At 64.8% G+C, this 16,896-nt stretch carries 10 protein-coding genes; all 10 read left to right on the top strand.

Translation table 11 applies throughout. The features are described from left to right. The coding region (locus tag VBE63_RS18690) for a hypothetical protein (RefSeq protein ID WP_323684533.1) at positions 1-410 on the top strand (410 nt) is incomplete at its 5' end. Positions 411-529: 119 nt separating this feature from the next. Continuing rightward, positions 530-763 (top strand): hypothetical protein, encoded by a 234-nt coding sequence (locus tag VBE63_RS18685; RefSeq protein WP_323684532.1) that lies wholly within the window; start codon positions 530-532, stop codon positions 761-763. A 20-nt stretch (positions 764-783) separates the two neighbouring features. Further along, the gene (locus VBE63_RS18680) at positions 784-1,203 is read left to right on the top strand and encodes a type II toxin-antitoxin system VapC family toxin (protein ID WP_323684531.1); all 420 of its coding nucleotides are present in this window, start codon (positions 784-786) and stop codon (positions 1,201-1,203) included. Positions 1,204-1,264: 61 nt separating this feature from the next. Beyond that, positions 1,265-4,984 carry a BREX-2 system adenine-specific DNA-methyltransferase PglX gene (pglX, locus tag VBE63_RS18675; protein ID WP_323684530.1) on the top strand — a complete coding sequence of 1,240 codons (3,720 nt, stop codon included), beginning with the start codon at positions 1,265-1,267 and terminating at the stop codon, positions 4,982-4,984. A gap of 61 nt (positions 4,985-5,045) precedes the next feature. Then, the gene (locus tag VBE63_RS18670) at positions 5,046-5,645 is read left to right on the top strand and encodes a Uma2 family endonuclease (protein ID WP_323684529.1); all 600 of its coding nucleotides are present in this window, start codon (positions 5,046-5,048) and stop codon (positions 5,643-5,645) included. Between the two features lie 22 nt (positions 5,646-5,667). Continuing rightward, complete coding sequence (locus VBE63_RS18665; RefSeq protein WP_323684528.1) at positions 5,668-6,231, top strand: Uma2 family endonuclease; 564 nt, start codon at positions 5,668-5,670, stop codon at positions 6,229-6,231. A gap of 62 nt (positions 6,232-6,293) precedes the next feature. Next, positions 6,294-10,058, top strand: coding sequence for a phage resistance protein (locus VBE63_RS18660; protein ID WP_323684527.1), 3,765 nt, complete (start codon positions 6,294-6,296; stop codon positions 10,056-10,058). Continuing rightward, positions 10,051-12,933: a BREX-2 system phosphatase PglZ gene (pglZ, locus tag VBE63_RS18655; protein WP_323684526.1), complete on the top strand. Its 2,883-nt coding sequence runs from the start codon at positions 10,051-10,053 to the stop codon at positions 12,931-12,933. Before VBE63_RS18660 ends, pglZ begins: the two co-directional genes overlap by 8 nt. Further along, on the top strand, positions 12,930-14,258 hold the full coding sequence (gene brxD / locus VBE63_RS18650; protein ID WP_323684525.1) for a BREX system ATP-binding protein BrxD: 1,329 nt from the start codon (positions 12,930-12,932) through the stop codon (positions 14,256-14,258). Before pglZ ends, brxD begins: the two co-directional genes overlap by 4 nt. 115 nt (positions 14,259-14,373) lie before the next feature. Further along, positions 14,374-16,605, top strand: a complete 2,232-nt coding sequence (locus tag VBE63_RS18645; protein WP_323684524.1) for a DEAD/DEAH box helicase — start codon at positions 14,374-14,376, stop codon at positions 16,603-16,605. Positions 16,606-16,896: the final 291 nt, after the last annotated feature.

The following is a 16,896-nucleotide window of genomic DNA, read 5'->3' as shown; positions in this document are numbered from 1 at the left end:
GCCATCTGCACGCCCTCTGCGACGGCATGGCCAATCCACCCAACTGGCAGGTGGTGCTCAAGGCCGATGCCGCCGATCCTGGGAGTGTTGACTGGTCACGTCTGCAGGGGCTGGTCCGTCGCGTCCTGCCGGCGATGGCCGACGAGCTGAAATCCGTTGAGCGTCCGGTCCTGCTCACCGATGTCGGGCTCATCGCCCGCTACGGGCTGATCGACAGCTGGCTCGGGGAGCTGCGTCGTCATTTACAGGAAGACCCTCAGGCACAGTCTCTCTTGCTACTCACCGTCAATGAGACCGCCACTCCGGGTGCAGTGATCGAGGGTGTGAGCGTTCCGAGTGGGGCCGGTAGCCGCGAGTTTGTGCATATTCCAGGCGTCTGGCTTCAGCCAGCGACGGCCGAGGCATCATGACGTCGATGCAGATCGCACAAGAGGCCAGTGAATCAGCCGCGCATCCAGCTTGAGCGAACTCACACTCACGGCTACACTTGTTGAAAAATTCAACAATCCTGTGGAGCAATGAATCGTCCATGGCCACCATGAACTTCAGCATCCCAGATGAGATTCGGGACGCCTTCAACCGCGAGTTCTCCGCCCAGAACAAGAGCGCCGTGATCGCCCGTCTGATGCAGCAGGCGATCGCGGAAGCTGAGCAACAGCGTCGGCGCCAAGCGGCCTTCGAGCAACTAACGGCGGCGCGCGTTGAGCGGCCCGCGATAACCGATACGACGACCCGCGCGGCACGTGAAGCGGACCGACCCTGATGTCTGCATGACCCACCCTCATGATCTTGGTCATCGACGCCAGCGTCATCATCAAATGGCTCTTCCAGGATCCCGAGCGCGAAGCCAACACCGAGCAGGCGACCGCGCTGATGGCGGCTGTCGCACGCGGTGATCTCACCGTTGTGCAGCCGCCGCACTGGCTAATCGAGGTCGCGGCCGTCATGGCGCGCGAGACGCCTGATCACGCTCAGCGGGACCTCGCGCTGCTGGAGGCCATGGCGCTTCCCGTTCGCGGCGATGCCCCTGTGCTGACACGCGCTTGCACGCTGGCCATCGATCTCGGGCATCACCTCTTCGATACCCTCTATCACGCGGTGGCGCTGGAATCGAAGGCCTGCCTCATCACCGCAGACGACCGTTACCACCGCAAGGCCGAGGCGCTGCCGGCCATTCGGCTTCTACACGACTGGGATGGCTGAGCCTGCCGCCCTGACGACCGGCCCCAAGCACCTGTGATCGCACAAGGATAACGAGACCCGCATGATCCAACCCCAACATCTGCTCGCCGACCTCCAAGCCCTGCTGCCCAAGCTGGAGCAGGACATCCTCAGATACAGCCAGACCCAGCCCGAGCTGGAGGCGCACCTCAAGGCCGAGTACGCCAAGGCCACGGAGGCCAAGCGCACCGCCGAGCACTTCGTCGCCTGGCGCGAGGCGCAGATCACCCAAGCTGCGGCGGCCTGGGTGCTGACCTGCGTCTTCGTGCGCTTCCTGGAGGACAACCGGCTTTTGGAGATGCCGATGATCTCTGGGCCGGCGGCCGAGTCAGGGCAGGGCGCGCTGCAGCAGGCCAAGGACCGGATGACGGTCTACTTCAACGAGCACCCGACCCAGGCCGAGCGCGACTACCTGCTCGCCGTCTTCACCGAGCTGGAGCAACTGCCGGCGCTGGCCGAGCTGCTCGACCGCGCCCACAACCCGCTCTGGCGCCTACCGCTCTCGGCCGACGGCGCCAAGGCCCTGATCGACTTCTTCCAGCGCCTTGATCCCGAGACCGGTGCCATCGTCCACGACTTCACCGACGACCGCGCCGAGGGCGGCTGGGACACCCGCTTCCTCGGCGACCTCTATCAAGACCTCTCCGAGAGCGTGCGCAAGCGCTATGCCTTGCTGCAGACCCCGGAGTTCGTCGAGCGCTTCATCCTCGACTACACGCTGGAGCCGGCCCTGTCCGCCTTCGGCCTGCCGGGGCTCAAGCTGATCGATCCGACCTGCGGCTCGGGACATTTTCTGCTGACCGGTTTCGAGCGCCTGTTCAATGCCTGGCAGCAGCGCGAGCCCGCGACCAACGCCCGCGCCCTGGCCCAGCGCGCGCTCGATGCCATCCACGGCGTCGACATCAACCCCTACGCGGTCGCCATCGCCCGCTTCCGGCTGCTGATCGCGGCGATGAAGGCGGCTGGCAGCCAGCGGCTCAAGGACGCGCCCGACTTCCACTTCAACCTCGCCGTCGGCGACTCGCTGCTGCTCGGGCGGCGGCACGAATGGGAGGGTCAGGCCCTGCAGAGCGACCTGCTCGACGACCCGCTCGCGCACTGCTTCGAGGTCGAGGACAAGGCCAAGCTCGAGCGCATCCTCGGCCAGCGTTATCAGGTCGTCGTCGGCAATCCGCCCTACATCACCGTCAAGGATAAGGCGCTCAATCAGGCCTATCGGGATCGGTATCCGACCTGTCATCGCCAGTATTCGCTCGGCGTGCCCTTCACCGAGCGCTTTTTCGATTTGGCGCTGTCGGGCGCTGATGGGATGTCATCCGAGAGGCATGCCGGCGAGCAGACCGGCGATCCGGCTGCAGCGCCAGCGACGCGCCCAGCCGGCTTTGTCGGCCTGATCACCGCTAACAGCTTCATGAAGCGCGAGTTCGGCAAGAAGCTGATCGAGGACTATCTGCCGAGCAAGGATCTCACTCATGTGATCGATACCTCCGGCGCCTACATCCCTGGGCATGGGACGCCGACGGTAATCCTGCTCGGGCGCAACCGTCGGCCCGCGACCGAGCAGTTGCGCGCGGTGCTCGGGATTCGCGGCGAGCCGAGTACGCCGGAGGATGCGGGGCAGGGGTTGGTGTGGCGGTCAATCGTGGAGCTGCTGGAACGGCCGGGGAGTGAGAATGCGTTCGTCAGCGTTGTGGATCAGGAGCGGGAGCTGTATGCGCGCCATCCTTGGAGTGTTGGGGGTGGCGGCGCCGTTTCCCTTTACGAAGTCCTTGGTCAGCATGGCAGGCCATTGCAGTCGCTTGTCATGCTAATCGGATTCGGAGCGATTACACGAGAAGACGAAGTTTTTGTCGTTCCAAAAGGGAGTGGCAAGCGTTGGGGGCTGGACAGTTGCGCAGTGTCACGTTATGGCTATGGAGAGGCAGTGCGAGACTGGAGCGTCCAAGAGCTTCCTGATGTTGTCTTTCCATATGACCTATCGGGAACGATTACGCCAAGCCTGCTTGGCAGATATCTCCAGGTTCTTTGGCGTTATCGGACGCAACTCTGGCTGCGACAAGGAAAGGGATTCAAGACAAAGAAGGAGCAGGGTGGCGAGTATTTCGAGTATTCGATGTTCTATCCGGAGCGCCATTTCGCACCCTTCAAGATCACCTTCGCCTTCGTCGCCACCCACAATCATTTCGTCCTTGACCGGGGCGGCAAGGTCTTCAATCGTACCGCGCCGGTCATCAAGCTCCCCGCCGAGGCGAGCGAGGACGACCATCTGGCTCTGCTGGGTCTGCTCAACAGCTCCATTGCTTGTTTCTGGGGGCGTCAAACCTTTTTCCAGAAAGGCGGCTTCGGTGACGGCAAGTGGGAAGAGCGACAGGAATGGGATGGAACCAAGCTCAAGACGTTTCCAATTCCTGCCGACCCCGAAGCCAAGGCCTGCGCCCTCGCAACAGCCCTCGACCAGTCGGCCCAACACCTGGCCGACCTGGACCCAGCCAAGATCCTCTCGACCCAATGGACCGACCTGGATCTCCCCGCGATGCTCGACCAGGCCCAAGCCCAAACCGAGTCCATCGCACGCCAGATGATCGCGCTCCAGGAAGAGCTCGACTGGCTCAACTATCGGCTCTACGGTCTGACCGACGCCGATCTCTGCCACATCAGCACCCCACCCGAGATCCGCCTCGGCGAGCGCCCGTTCGAGATCCTGCTCGGCCGCCGCCTGGCCGCCGGCGAGACCCAGACCACCTGGTTCCAGCGCCACAAGAGCACCCCGATCACCGCGATCCCCGACCACTGGCCAGCCGACTACCAGGCGCTGACCGAGCGCCGGCTGCAGGCGATTGCCGACAACCGCTGGATCAAGCTGGTCGAGCAGCCCGAGTACAAGCGCCGCTGGAACCGCGAGCCCTGGGCCAACCGCCAGCGCCGCGCCCTGCGCGACTGGCTGCTGGACCAGTTGGAAGCGCACTGCCGAGGCGCGGAGCAGGGCGGGTCCGCGCCGCCGACCCTGCTCACCGTCGCCCAGCTCAGCGAGCGCGTCCGCCACGACGCCGCCTTCCAGCAGGTCGCCGCGCTCTACACCGGCAGCGACACCTTCGACGCCCGCGCCCTGGTGGCCGAGCTGGTCGAGGCCGAGCAGGTGCCGCAGATGGCCGCCGCGCGCCTCAAGCCCAAGGCGATGCCGAAGTTCCGCGCCTGGCAGGAGACCTGGGACCAGCAGCGCGCCGAGGATGCCATCGACGCCCGCACCCAGCTCGATCACACCGATCCCGACTCTCTGACCGAGGACGCCGCCAAGGCGCTCAAGGCGCGCGAGATCGGTACCATCCCGCTGCCACCCAAATACGCAGCCGCCGATTTTCGCAAGTCGAGCTATTGGAGCCTGCGTGGCAAGCTCGACGTCCCCAAGGAGCGCTTCTTCAGCCTGCCCGGCGCCGAGCGCCCCGGCGACAGCACCCTGGTCATCGGCTGGGCCGGGCTGGATCATCTGCAGCGCGCCCAGGCCATCGCCGCCTGGACCCTCGAGCGCAAAGAGCAGGACGGCTGGGACGCCGCGCAGCTCAAGCCGCTGCTGGTCGCGCTCGATGAGCTGATCCCCTGGCTCAAGCAATGGCACAACGCCATCGACCCCGAGTTCGGCGAGCGGCTTGGCGACTATTACGAGGGCTTCCTGCTCGAAGAGCTGCGCCAGTTGGAGCTGTCACGCGACGAGTTGCTGGCCTGGGAGCCGGCGGCAGTCACGCGCGGTCGACGACGAACCCGCTGAGTGATGCAATCGTTCCTGTCATCACATCCACAGGCGCTCAAACGATCGGAGGGTCGAGGGCATGCAGACACAAACGGTACCTGGCTATCGCTTCGAGGACTATCTGGCGATCGAGCGCGAGGCGATCGACGCCAAGCACGAGTATGTGGCTGGCGAGGTCTTCGCCATGACCGGCGGCAGCTATGAGCACAGTCTGATTGCCGCCAATATCACTGGCGAGCTACGACAGCAGCTGAAAGGCGGCACCTGCAGTGTGCTCACCAGCGACATGCGTATCCGCATCGAGGCCGCTGATGTCTGCGCCTACCCGGACCTCAGCGTGCTCTGCGGCGAGCCGGTCTTCCATGACGCGCGCCGCGATGTACTGACCAATCCGACGCTCATCGCCGAGGTGCTCTCGCCTTCGACCGAGGCTTATGACCGCGGTGGCAAGTTCGCGCACTATCGGCGCCTGCCGAGCCTGCGTCATTATCTGCTGATTGCCCAAGACCAGGTTTCGGTGGATGTCTTTACACGTCTGCCGGATGGGCGCTGGATGCTCGACGCCTATGATGACCTGGACGCAGAGATTCCGCTGGACGCCTTGGGGGTGCAACTTTCAGTGCGGGATTTCTATGATCGGGTTTTGTTTGAATCAGACGATCCTGCAGATCAACCCTGAGTCGCCGAGGAGGACCCATCACATGTACGCCCAACAGGATTCCCCCAGGCTCAGCGTCGAGGCCTATCTCGCCGGCGAGCAGGACGGCGAGCTGCGCCATGAATATATCGACGGTCAGCTCTACGCGATGACCGGCGCGAGCCGACAGCATGGCTTGATCGTCTCTAATCTGGTCGCGGGGCTGAGACCACTGATCCGTGGTCGTGGCTGTCAGCTCTTTGCCAATGCTATGAAGGTGCGTTTGCGAATCGCCGAGCAGGACATCTTCTATTACCCGGATCTGCTGCTGAGCTGTGATGCGGAGGATCGCGAGACCTACTATTGCACCAAGCCCTGCGTGATTGTCGAGGTCTTGTCCGAATCGACCGAGCGGATCGATCGGCGCGAGAAGTTCCTGGCCTATACGACCCTGCCGAGCCTGCAGGATTATCTGTTGGTGAGCCAGACGCGGCGCGAGGTCTGGCACTACCGACGCTCGCAGGATTGGGCCGCGGAGGTGCTGAGCGATGGGGATCTCAGTCTTGACTGCCTGGAGATCAGGCTATCGCTCGCTTCGCTCTACGAGGAGATCGACGGGCTCGGCTGAGCGGCAATCATTGCAGACCATAGAGACCACGAAGGCGAAAGGACAAAACGGCTGAACGACGCATGACGCTGATCAAAGACCTCATCCACATCCCCGAGCGCGTTCAGCGCGGGGACTTCGTGCTCAACCTGGCCAGTGGGCTGGAGGCCGAGGCCATCGAGCAGACGCTCAAGGACTATGTGGTCACGCCACAGCTCGCGCGCTGCTTCGAGGACGCGCTGAGCTTCGTCAAGAGCACCGTCGACAGCCAGCAGAACCGCAACAAGGGCGCCTATCTGCACGGCAGTTTCGGCACCGGTAAGTCGCACTTCATGGCGGTGCTGAACCTCCTGGTGCAGGGCAACCCCCAGGCCAGGGCGATCCCGGAATTGGCCGCGTCAGTGGCCAAGCACAGCGACTGGATGCAGAGCCGCAACATCCTGCTCGTGCCTTATCACATGATCGGCGCGGCGAGCATCGAGTCCGGCGTGCTCGGCGGCTATGCTCGGCACATCCGCAAGCGGCACCCGGATGCGCCGGTACCCGGCTTTTACATGAGCGGCCGGCTGTTCGAGGATGCTCAGAGGATGCGCGGGCACCTGGGCGACGAGCGTTTCTTCGCGGCGCTGAATGCCGCGAGCGCGGCCGCCAGCGACGCCGGTCTGAGAAGCGGTCCCGGAACCGGTTTAGGAGCCGATGTGGGATCTGGTCTGAGCGCCGAGGGGGGATTTGCCAGCGGGGATGACGGCTGGGGCGATGCGGCGGCTGGCTGGGATGCGCAGAGCTTCGAGGCGGTGGTGTCGGGTCAGATCGGGGGCCAGGCCGGCGAGCATGACCGCGATCGGCTGGTGAGCGATCTGGTCGGAACCCTGTTCCGCTCCTTCGCCGACCTCGCCAACACCCAGGGTGGCGGTTACCTCGAGTTCGATGAGGGCCTGCGCGTGATGACGCGCCATGCCAAGGCGCTCGGCTATGACGCCGTGATCCTGTTCCTCGACGAGCTGATCCTCTGGCTCGCCAGTCGACTGTCCGACCAGAACTTCATCAACACGCAGATCCAGAAGGTCGTCAAGCTGGTCGAGACCGGCATCCCGCGCGAGCTGCCGCTGGTGAGCTTCATCGCCCGCCAGCGCGACCTGCGCGAGTTCGTCGGCGACCAATACAGCGGGGTCGAGCAGGAGATCCTGAGCGACTCGCTGAAGTACTGGGAGGGGCGCTTCCACACCATTACCCTGGAAGACCGTAACCTGCCGGTGATCGCGCAACGCCGTCTGCTCAAGCCCGTGAGCGCGGCCGCCCAGGGCCAGATCGAGACCGCCTTCGCCCAAACCGAAAAGATGCGCGAGGAGGCCTTCAACCTGCTGTTGACCAGCCAGGGCGACCGCGAGATGTTTCGCGCGCTCTATCCCTTCAGCCCGGCCCTGGTGCAGGCGCTGGTGGCGCTCTCTTCGGCGCTGCAGCGCGAGCGCACCTCGCTCAAGGTGATGCTGATGCTGCTGGTCGAGCAGCGCGAGACCCTGAGCCTCGGTCGGGTGATCCCGGTCGGCGACCTCTACGATGTGATCGCCTCCGAGGCCGAGCCCTTCTCGGAGCAGATGCGACAGCATTTCGACAATGCCCGGCTGTTGTTCGAGCGCAAGCTGGTCCCGCTCCTGGAGCTGGAGCATCAGATGGGGTTCGCGACGCTGCGAGAACGACCCGCGGATGATCCCAAGCGGCAGGCCTTTGACAACGATCTGCACCTGCTCAAGACCCTGGTCTTGGCCGCTCTGGTCCCGGAGGTCGAGAGCTTCAAACAGCTCACCGCGACCAAGCTGGCTGCGCTGAACCACGGCACCATCCGCTCGCCCATCCCAGGGCGCGAGGCCGCCACGGTGCTGCAGAAGTGCCGCAAGTGGGCGGGCCAGGTGGGCGAGATCAAGATCTCCGAGGACGCCAACCCGACCATCGGCGTGCAGCTCTCGGGCGTGGATACCGAGAGCATCCTCGAGCAGGCGCGCATCAACGACAACGATGGCAATCGTCGGCGGTTGGTGCGGGAGATGGTCTTCGATGCCTTTGGCATCCGCGACGACCAACAGCTGTTCGGCAGCGTCGAACACGAGTGGCTCTGGCGCGGCACCCGCCGACGGGTCGAGGTGCTGTTCCAAAACATCCGCGAGATCACCGACGACCACCTCTTTGAATCGCGCGATGACCAATGGAAGCTCATCATCGATTTCCCGTTCGACACCGGCACCTACTCGCCGACCGATGATCAGGCACGGGTGCGTAATGCCGAGGCGGCCGGCGTGCAGGCGCAGACCCTCTGCTGGTTGCCGCACTTCCTCAGCCAGGGTGCCCAGAAGAACCTCGGCAAGCTGGTCGTGCTCGAGGAGATCTTAAAGAGCGAGGACAGCTTCAACCGCTACAGCCGGCATCTGAGCCCACAGGACCGCGCAAGCGCCCGTACCCTGCTCGACAACCAACGCAGTCAGCTCCGTCAGCAGCTCAAGGACACCCTGATGGGGGCTTACGGCGTGGCTCAGGACCTGCCCGGCTCGCTCGACAATAAGGATCTGCTCGAGTCCCAGCTGATGTCACTGCAGCCGGGTTTCCGCCCGCGCCCGCCACAGGGCACCACCATGGCCAAGGCGTTCGAGCAGGTGCTAGGGCAGGCGTTGGCCTTTCAGTACCCGGACCACCCCGAGTTCGACGGCGAGGTCCGGTTGACCGACCTGGGCAAGGTCTTCACCGAGCTGCGGCGTGCGATCCATGCCGCGCATGGGCGCATCGACGTGGACACTCCGTTGCGGCCGCTGATGCGCCAGATCGCCCAGCCGCTCAAGCTCGGTGAGATGCACGAGCGGCATTTCATCTTCAAGGAGGACTGGCCGCAGCATCTAGCGCGCGATGCTGCCCAATCTGGGAGCGGCACGGGCGCCGACGTGACCGTCGCGGCACTGCGCGCCGCCATGGACAGACCGCACTCACGTGGTCTGCCGACGATGGTCCAGAATCTGCTGATCCTGGTCTTCGTCGAGCACGGCCAGTACGCCTTCACCTTCCACGGCGGGCCTTTTGACGACGTAAATCTCAAGGACATCGGCGACGATCTGGTGCTCATCAAGCAGGAGCTGGCTGATCCTGAAACCTGGCAACAGGCGCTGGATCACGTCGGCGCTGTGTTCGGCCATGCGAGCAGTCCACTGCGCACGGCTAACAACCAGAACGCGTTGCAGAAGGAGGTCCAGGCCGAGATCGCTGCACGTCTGGAGGACTGTCGCAGCTTGGTCGCAGATCTGACCGAACAGCTCAACGCCCTGGGGCTTGCGGCGACGGGTCACCGGCTGGCCAACGCCAGGCTTGCTGTGCAGTGGATGGAGGATCTGCAGTTGCGCGAGGGGCCGGCCCTAATCGAGGCCCTAGCGGACCTTGAGCCAGTGACCAGTCTGCCGGCCTTGGGTCGCAGCATCATCAGCGCAACGCGGGTGAGCAACGCGCTCACGGATAACAATTGGGAATTGCTGAAAGCCGTCTGGAACACTGGGGAAGGGCTGCGCATCAAGCGCGCCGTCGCTGATGCGCTGGCGGCCGACGAGCTGGTCACCTCGCTCGCGGACGCCCTGAAGCAGGCACAACAGGATGCGACGCGGCTGATTCAGCGCCCGGAGCCAGCAATTGTTCCACCCATCGACCCACCACCGCCGCCAGAGCCATCGAAGGATAAGCGAGTCCTCAAAGAGGACCGCCGCCAGGGTCTGAGTGCCAATGAGGCACGGCGTGTTTTGAGCGAAATCGAGCCGTTACTGGGCGAGGGCGTGACCCTGGACATCAGCTATCAGATCCTCGGGGACGCCAGTGACTGACGCGCTCCCTAGCGCCGTGCTGACCCAGGTGCAGGCGATCTTGGCCAGGGATGCCGAGGCCGATCGCATCGCCCTCTTTTGGCCCGATCCGCTGCCACCGGACGAGCGCTACCACCAGGTCTCGGGCACTGCGCTGCGCCTGATCTATTGCCCCTCCGAGCTGGCGATGCGTGAGCGGCTAGTGACGCACTGCCCGGGCGCGGAGCGTCTGGTGCTGCTGACGCCCTTCGATGAGACCCGCCTCTCGAAGGACGTCCTGGCGCGGCTATGGGGCTGTGAGCCAAAGCGTGTCAGCCCCTGGCGCACCCTGGAGCAACTGCTGCGGGTGCGCCAGATCGACCCGAGGCTTACGACCAAGTCCTACCGCTGGATTGCCGAGGCCCTGGTCGAGGGCTTCGAGCGCTACCGCGGACGCATTCAGTTTGGCGAGGTGCTGGATCTGGAGACGGCCTGGCGCGCCCTGGCCTTGGCTTGGCTGGACTTCCACAACGAGACGCTGGACCTGGATGCACTCTTGGAATGGTCACTCGGCGCCGACGCAGGAGCGGCGGTGGCGGCACTCCCCGAGTCCGTGGCGAAGCATCTTGAGGACTGGCTGGGATCGGCGCTGCGCGGCCCTGGCACCGAACTGGCGGACCTGGTTCTCAGCCTTTGGCAGGAGGGGCACGCCGGCAACATGGTCGCCATCGGCCTTGCATGCTCGGTGCTCTATCGCCCTGGGCTGCAGTCCGACCAAGCGCTGTTCCAGGCCCGCGGCCGCCTGCGCGAGCGCCTGTTCGGCGGCGCGGGTATCACGGATACGGCACTGCAAGACTACGGACGCGCGACGGTCGCCGTGATCGCACGGCATGCCGACATCGGCACCAATCGCGCGCTCGATGCGGCCTTTGATCAAGCGGAGCAGATCCTCGCCAGTGTCGACATGCTGTCGCTGGCCGAGACCTCTGACCTGCTACCGGCGGCCTTTGATCAGCGTCTCGACCGGCTCGCGACAGCGCTGGCGGCGGCGCTCGCCGGCAAGCCAATCGCACCCGCGCTCGAGACCCTCGCTGATCTGCGCCGTCATCGGCTCGCCAAGGTGCGCGGTGAGCAGCTTGCCACGGCCGCGCTTGCGGTGCGGGCCTGTCGCTGGCTGCAGAGGGAGGAGACTGCACCCGCGAACCTGATGGCAGCGGTCCGAGACTCTGTCTCGAACGGAGGCTATGTCGACTGGGCACGCAGTCGGCTCTGGTCGGGCGACGCCCATGAGGGGCTGAGTCGGGTCTATGGCAAGCTGGTGGGCCAGGTGTCGGTCCGCCGTGAGCGCTTCAATGCGCAGTTTGCCGAGTTCCTGCCGGCGATTGCACGAGGCGATCAGGTCAGCCCCTGGATTCAGCCGATCGAGCGGGCACTCGAGGTTCTGGTGGCACCCCTGGCCAAGCAGCAGCCGGTGCTCGTCCTGGTTCTGGATGGCATGAGCCAGGCGGTCTATCGTGAGCTGACGGACGATATGCTCGCCCACGGCTGGGTCGAGCTGCAGCCGGAAGCGCGGCCTGGGAGTCAGACCGGCGGCCAGACTAGCGGCCAGGCTAATGGCCAGCTTAACAGTCAGTTTGATGCTCAGCCCAAGGCTCCCAAGACTTCGCTCAGCGGTGAGACCGCTTCCTGCTGTCTGTTGGCGGCCTTGCCGACGGTCACTCGGGTCAGTCGCTATGCGCTCCTATCTGGCACGCTGGGGGAAGGCAGCAGCGCCGATGAGAAGCGGGCTTTCCCGACCCATGCCACCTTGAAGGCACTGTCATCGACCAAGTTCCCACCACTGCTGCTGCACAAGGCCGACCTCCAGCAGCCCGGCAGCGGCGCCTTGGCCGATGGGGTGCGCGAGCGCATCGCCGGACGCGAGCACAAGGTCGTAGGCGCGGTGATCAACGCGGTGGACGATCAGCTGAGCAGTGGCGCCCAAGTGGCGGTGCGCTGGTCGGTGGCGTCGATCGGTTTGCTGCGTCAGATCCTCGAGGCCGCGCGCGAGTCTGGCCGGCTGCTGATCCTCACCAGCGACCACGGTCACGTGCTGGACCATGACATGGCATTGGTCAAGAGCGCTGGCGAGGCCGAGCGCTTCAAGCCCCTGACCGAGCCCGTCGGGGAGGGCGAGTGTCGGGTCTCGGGCACGCGCGTGGTGGCGCCGGACCACGAAGTCGTGCTGCCTTGGTCTGAGCGCATTCGCTACGCGGCAAAGAAGATGGGCTATCACGGTGGCGGATCGCCCCAGGAGGTCCTGGTGCCCGTTGGGGTCTATCGCAACGCAGGCGATACGAGCGATCTCGTAGGCTGGCGGGAGGTGGCTCGGCAGACGCCGGAGTGGTGGGACCTGGTTGCCGATGCACGACCGGCCCTGCGCCAAGGGTCAGAACCAATATCAGAACCAATCGAACCCGCCGAAGATTTTGTAAAGCGCAGTTCGCCCAACGGAGCTGCTACACCAACGCCACAGGTAACGCTACAGGCACGCAAATCGTCCAAGCGGGATGACCGGACGCTTGATCTCTTCGCGCCGCTGACCGAGCCCGCTGCGACTGAGCCGGTCGAGGAGGACTGGATTGCAGCACTGCTCAGCTCGCCCGTGTACGCACAGATGAAGGCACGCAGCGGCCGGGTGCGCGTCAGCGAGGCGCAGCTGCGAGCACTGCTGAAGGAGCTGGAGGCGGCCGGCGGTCAGCAGATGTCCGCCGCAGTGGCTCAACGGCTCGGCATTCCCGAGCTGCGTCTGAACGGGCTCCTGGCCGGCGTGCAGAAGCTGTTGAACGTCGATGGCTATCCTGTTTTGTCGGTCGATCGGAGTTCCAAAACGGTCCGGCTCGATCTGCAATCCCTGAAGATGCAGTTCGAGCTATGAGCATCAGCCAACAGCGCCGCGCCGACATCATCGACGCGCTGCGGCGCGGTACGGTACCTCAGCACGGACTGGACACCCTGGCCGTCGGGCTCGCGACCTTTGAGGCCGCCTTCGATGCCGAACTCGAGAGCGTCGCCCGTGGGCGCGGTCAGTTCAAGGCCGTGCGCGGTGAGTACGGCAGCGGCAAGACCTTCGTCGCCCGCTGGCTGCGCGAGCGCGCGCATCGGCTGGGCTTTGCCTGCGCGGAGGTCCAGATCTCGGAGACGGAGACGCCGCTGCATCGGCTCGAGACCGTTTATCGCCGCCTGATCGAGCGACTGACGACGACCGACTCACCGTCCGGGGCCTTTCGCAACGTCATCGACGCCTGGTTCTTCGCCCTTGAAGAAGACGTGATCGCCCAGGGCGAGGTCGATTCCAACGACGTTCCAGCCTTGATGCAGGCCACCGATGCGTTGATGGAAAAGCGCCTCGGTGAGGTGGTGCGCGCGGCGCCGGCCTTCGCGCTGACCCTGCGCGCCTATCGCCGCGCGCTGCTCGAGGGACGCGAGGATCTCGCCGACGGCCTGCTGGCCTGGATGGCCGGGCAGCCGAACATCGCCGCCGCGGTCAAGCGCTACGCGAGCATCAAAGGGGACATCGACCACTTCGGCGCCCTGAGCTTTCTGCAAGGCGTGCTGACCATCCTCAAGGATTCTGGCCACCCGGGGCTGCTGCTGGTCCTCGACGAGGTCGAGACCCTGCAGCGTATGCGCGGTGACGTGCGCGACAAGAGCCTGAACGCGCTGCGACAGCTCATGGACGAGATCGACAGCGGCCGTTTCCCGGGTCTCTATCTCGTCATCACCGGGACACCGCCTTTCTTCGACGGACCCATGGGCGTGCAGCGCCTGCCGCCCCTGGCGCAACGCCTAGCGGTGGACTTCGCAACCGAGGCCCGCTTCGACAACCCCCGCGCGGTGCAGATTCGCCTCAAGGGCTTCGATGCGGATGCCCTCTGCGAGGTCGGCCGCAAGGTGCGCGATCTCTATGTGGATGGGAGGGCGGAGGGCTCGCAGTCCGAGCGCCTTCGGCACCTGGTCGACGATGGCTACGTCGCTGACTTGGCCCAGGCCGTCACCGGCGCCTTGGGCGGCAAGGTCGGCATCGCGCCGCGGGTGTTCCTGAAAAAGCTGGTTGGCGAGGTGCTCGATCGCGTCGATCAGCACACCGACTTCGATCCGCGCCAGCATTATGCCCTGACCGTCGGCGATCAGGAGCTGACCGCTGTGGAGCGTGCGGCCCGCTCTGCCCAGTGTGTAGACGACGTTGAAATCGAGCTTTGAGGGGGAAGTGGTCAGTGGCGATTGGTGCGGAGTGATACGCCGGTTGGTCTCAGCCGCTGGTTTTGCCGGGGCAGTGGGAGCGGATGGGTGATCCTTTGCTGCGAATGACCACCTGATGAGCAACTTTGATCTGCTGCATCCGGCGATTCAGCATCACATCGTCAACAGCCTCGGCTGGCGGTCGTTGCGACCGCTGCAATCCGCGGCCATTCCACCCATTTTGGGCGGCGAGCATGCGATTCTCCTGGCCCCCACCGCGGGTGGCAAGACGGAAGCAGCGGTCTTTCCGGTGCTCTCGCGCATGTTGACCGAGCCTTGGGACGGTCTCAGCGTGCTCTACATCTGCCCGATCAAGGCGCTGCTCAACAACCTCGAGCCACGCCTAGACCACTATGCCGGGCTGGTTGGCCGGCGTGTTGCGCGCTGGCACGGCGACGTCAGTCCGGCGCGCAAGGCCAAGCTCGTCGCCGAGCCGCCGGATCTCCTGCTGACGACGCCTGAGTCGCTGGAGGTCACGCTGATCTCGCGGCGGGTCGACCACTGGCGGTTGTTCGCCGCGCTGCGCTGCGTCATCGTCGACGAGATCCACGCCTTTGCCGGTGACGACCGTGGTTGGCACCTGTTGTATCTGCTCGAGCGGCTCAGCCGCATCGCGGGGCGCGAGCTGCAGCGCTTGGGGCTCTCGGCGACAGTCGGCAATCCCGAGCAGCTTTGCGATTGGCTAGCCGGCGGGGCTGGCGCCAATGCCAATCCCGATGCCTATGCTGACGCCAATCCCGACGCCAACGCCGAAGGTGGCGCCGATGCCGCAGCTAGCAACCATGCTTGGGTTAGAGCTGGGGCTGGGGCAGGCAGCTCGCACCGAGTCATCAACCCACCCACGGAGGTCGGACCCGCGCCCGAGGTCGAACTGGACTGGGTCGGCAACCTGCGCAATGCCGCACTGGTCATCTCCCGATTGCATCGCGGCGAGAAGCGCTTGGTCTTCTGTGACAGCCGGGCACGGGTCGAGGAGCTGGCGGTCGAGCTGCGTGCCTTGGGCGTCAACACCTTCGTCTCACACAGCTGCCTAAGCCTGGAGGAGCGCCGTGCCGCCGAGATGGCTTTCAGCCAGGGTCAGGACTGCGTCATCGTTGCGACCAGCACACTGGAGCTGGGGATCGACGTCGGCGATCTGGACCGCGTGATCCAGATCGACGCGCAGGGAACCGTCGCTTCCTTCCTGCAGCGGATCGGGCGGACCGGGCGTCGCGCAGGAACGGCCCGCAACTGCCTGTTCCTGATCACCAAGGAGGAGGCCTTCTTGCCGGCGGCGGCGCTGCTGCAGCTCTGGAGCGAAGGCTTCGTCGAGCCGATCGAGCCGCCAGCACTGCCGCTGCATCTCTTTGCCCAGCAGATCATGGGGCTGACCTTGCAGGAATCCGGCATGACCGCGGCCGATTGGCCGACCTGGCTGGGTCGTCGACCGGGCCTGGAGCGGGTTGAGCTGGGCCTGCTTGCGCAGATCCTCGACTTCATGCACGCGACCGAGATCCTGCATGCCGACCAGGGCCTCATGGGGATCGGCCAGTCCGGCGAGCGCCAGTTCGGTGCCAAGCACTTCATGGCGCTGTTCTCGGTCTTCGTCAGCCCGCCCTCGGTCAAGGTCTTTCACGGGCGCCAGGAGATCGGCGAGGTCCATCAGTCGACCTTTATCCTGAGAGAGGAGGGACCCGCTGTACTCACGCTCGCAGGACGTTCCTGGGCGACCAAATATGTCGACTGGCCGCGGCACAAGGCCTATGTGGAGCCGACCGAGCTGCGTGGACGCTCGCAGTGGCTCAGTGCTGGCCAGCCGCTCCAGTTCGCGCTCTGTCAGGCGGTGGCCCGTGTCCTCGCGCGCGATGATCCGCCGGTCGCTTTCTCACGCCGTGCACTGGAGCATATGGACGGATTGCGTGAGGTTTTCGACTGGGTCGAGCCCGGCAAGACCTTCCTCATCGCCTACGCGCACGACAGCCTCCTGTGGTGGACCTTCTCCGGTCGGCTCATGAATGCCGCGATTGCCAATGCGTTGGCTGGCGAAGCGAGCAAGGTCAGTGCGGATAACCTCGCGATCAGCTTTAGTGGCACCGTCGACCTGGAGTCGCTGAAGGACGCCATTGCCGAGAAGGTCTTAAGCGAGCATGCCGAGCTTAAACTACCGCTCGATGAGGACTTCATCGCCGAGCTGAAGTTCAGCGAATGCTTACCGCCGGCGATGCGGGAGCTGGAAATCGCAGCGCGCTATGACTGCTCTGAGTCGATTGCCGTGCTGCGCCATCAGCCGTTGGAGACGTTTTTTGTGTCAACCCAACGAACCAGGTAAAACCTAGCGAGCGCGAATCGCCGGAGGCTCATTGTGGGTTTTGAGGACATGCGAAGGTCAGGCGTTTGACTCAACGCGCTCTGTTCCGATGTGCCGCCTCAACGACTTGATCGACGGGAGAAATGCGACGACGAAGTCCGACGGATGCGTTGGCCGTACGTCGTTGATTGTCCACGCTGTGGTTCCAACAAGGTCGTCAAGCGTGGCCGCAACCACCGACACAGGGCCTGTCGCCGCTACACCTCTCTTCTTGGGCAGTCGAACTCACGCTGAGAGACTGTCCAGGAAGGG

Source organism: Lamprobacter sp., assembly GCF_034860625.1.
GTDB lineage: Bacteria > Pseudomonadota > Gammaproteobacteria > Chromatiales > Chromatiaceae > Lamprobacter.
The sequence above is the reverse complement of the archived record's forward strand: the minus strand, read 5'-3'. Positions and strand labels throughout refer to the sequence as shown.

What these genes read in the sequence shown, in the direction of transcription:
- VBE63_RS18685 (WP_323684532.1), top strand. Translation starts at nt 530, where the DNA reads ATGGCCACCATGAACTTCAGCATCCCAGATGAGATTCGGGACGCCTTC.
- VBE63_RS18680 (WP_323684531.1), top strand. Translation starts at nt 784, where the DNA reads ATGATCTTGGTCATCGACGCCAGCGTCATCATCAAATGGCTCTTCCAG.
- pglX (WP_323684530.1), top strand. Translation starts at nt 1,265, where the DNA reads ATGATCCAACCCCAACATCTGCTCGCCGACCTCCAAGCCCTGCTGCCC.
- VBE63_RS18670 (WP_323684529.1), top strand. Translation starts at nt 5,046, where the DNA reads ATGCAGACACAAACGGTACCTGGCTATCGCTTCGAGGACTATCTGGCG.
- VBE63_RS18665 (WP_323684528.1), top strand. Translation starts at nt 5,668, where the DNA reads ATGTACGCCCAACAGGATTCCCCCAGGCTCAGCGTCGAGGCCTATCTC.
- VBE63_RS18660 (WP_323684527.1), top strand. Translation starts at nt 6,294, where the DNA reads ATGACGCTGATCAAAGACCTCATCCACATCCCCGAGCGCGTTCAGCGC.
- brxD (WP_323684525.1), top strand. Translation starts at nt 12,930, where the DNA reads ATGAGCATCAGCCAACAGCGCCGCGCCGACATCATCGACGCGCTGCGG.
- VBE63_RS18645 (WP_323684524.1), top strand. Translation starts at nt 14,374, where the DNA reads ATGAGCAACTTTGATCTGCTGCATCCGGCGATTCAGCATCACATCGTC.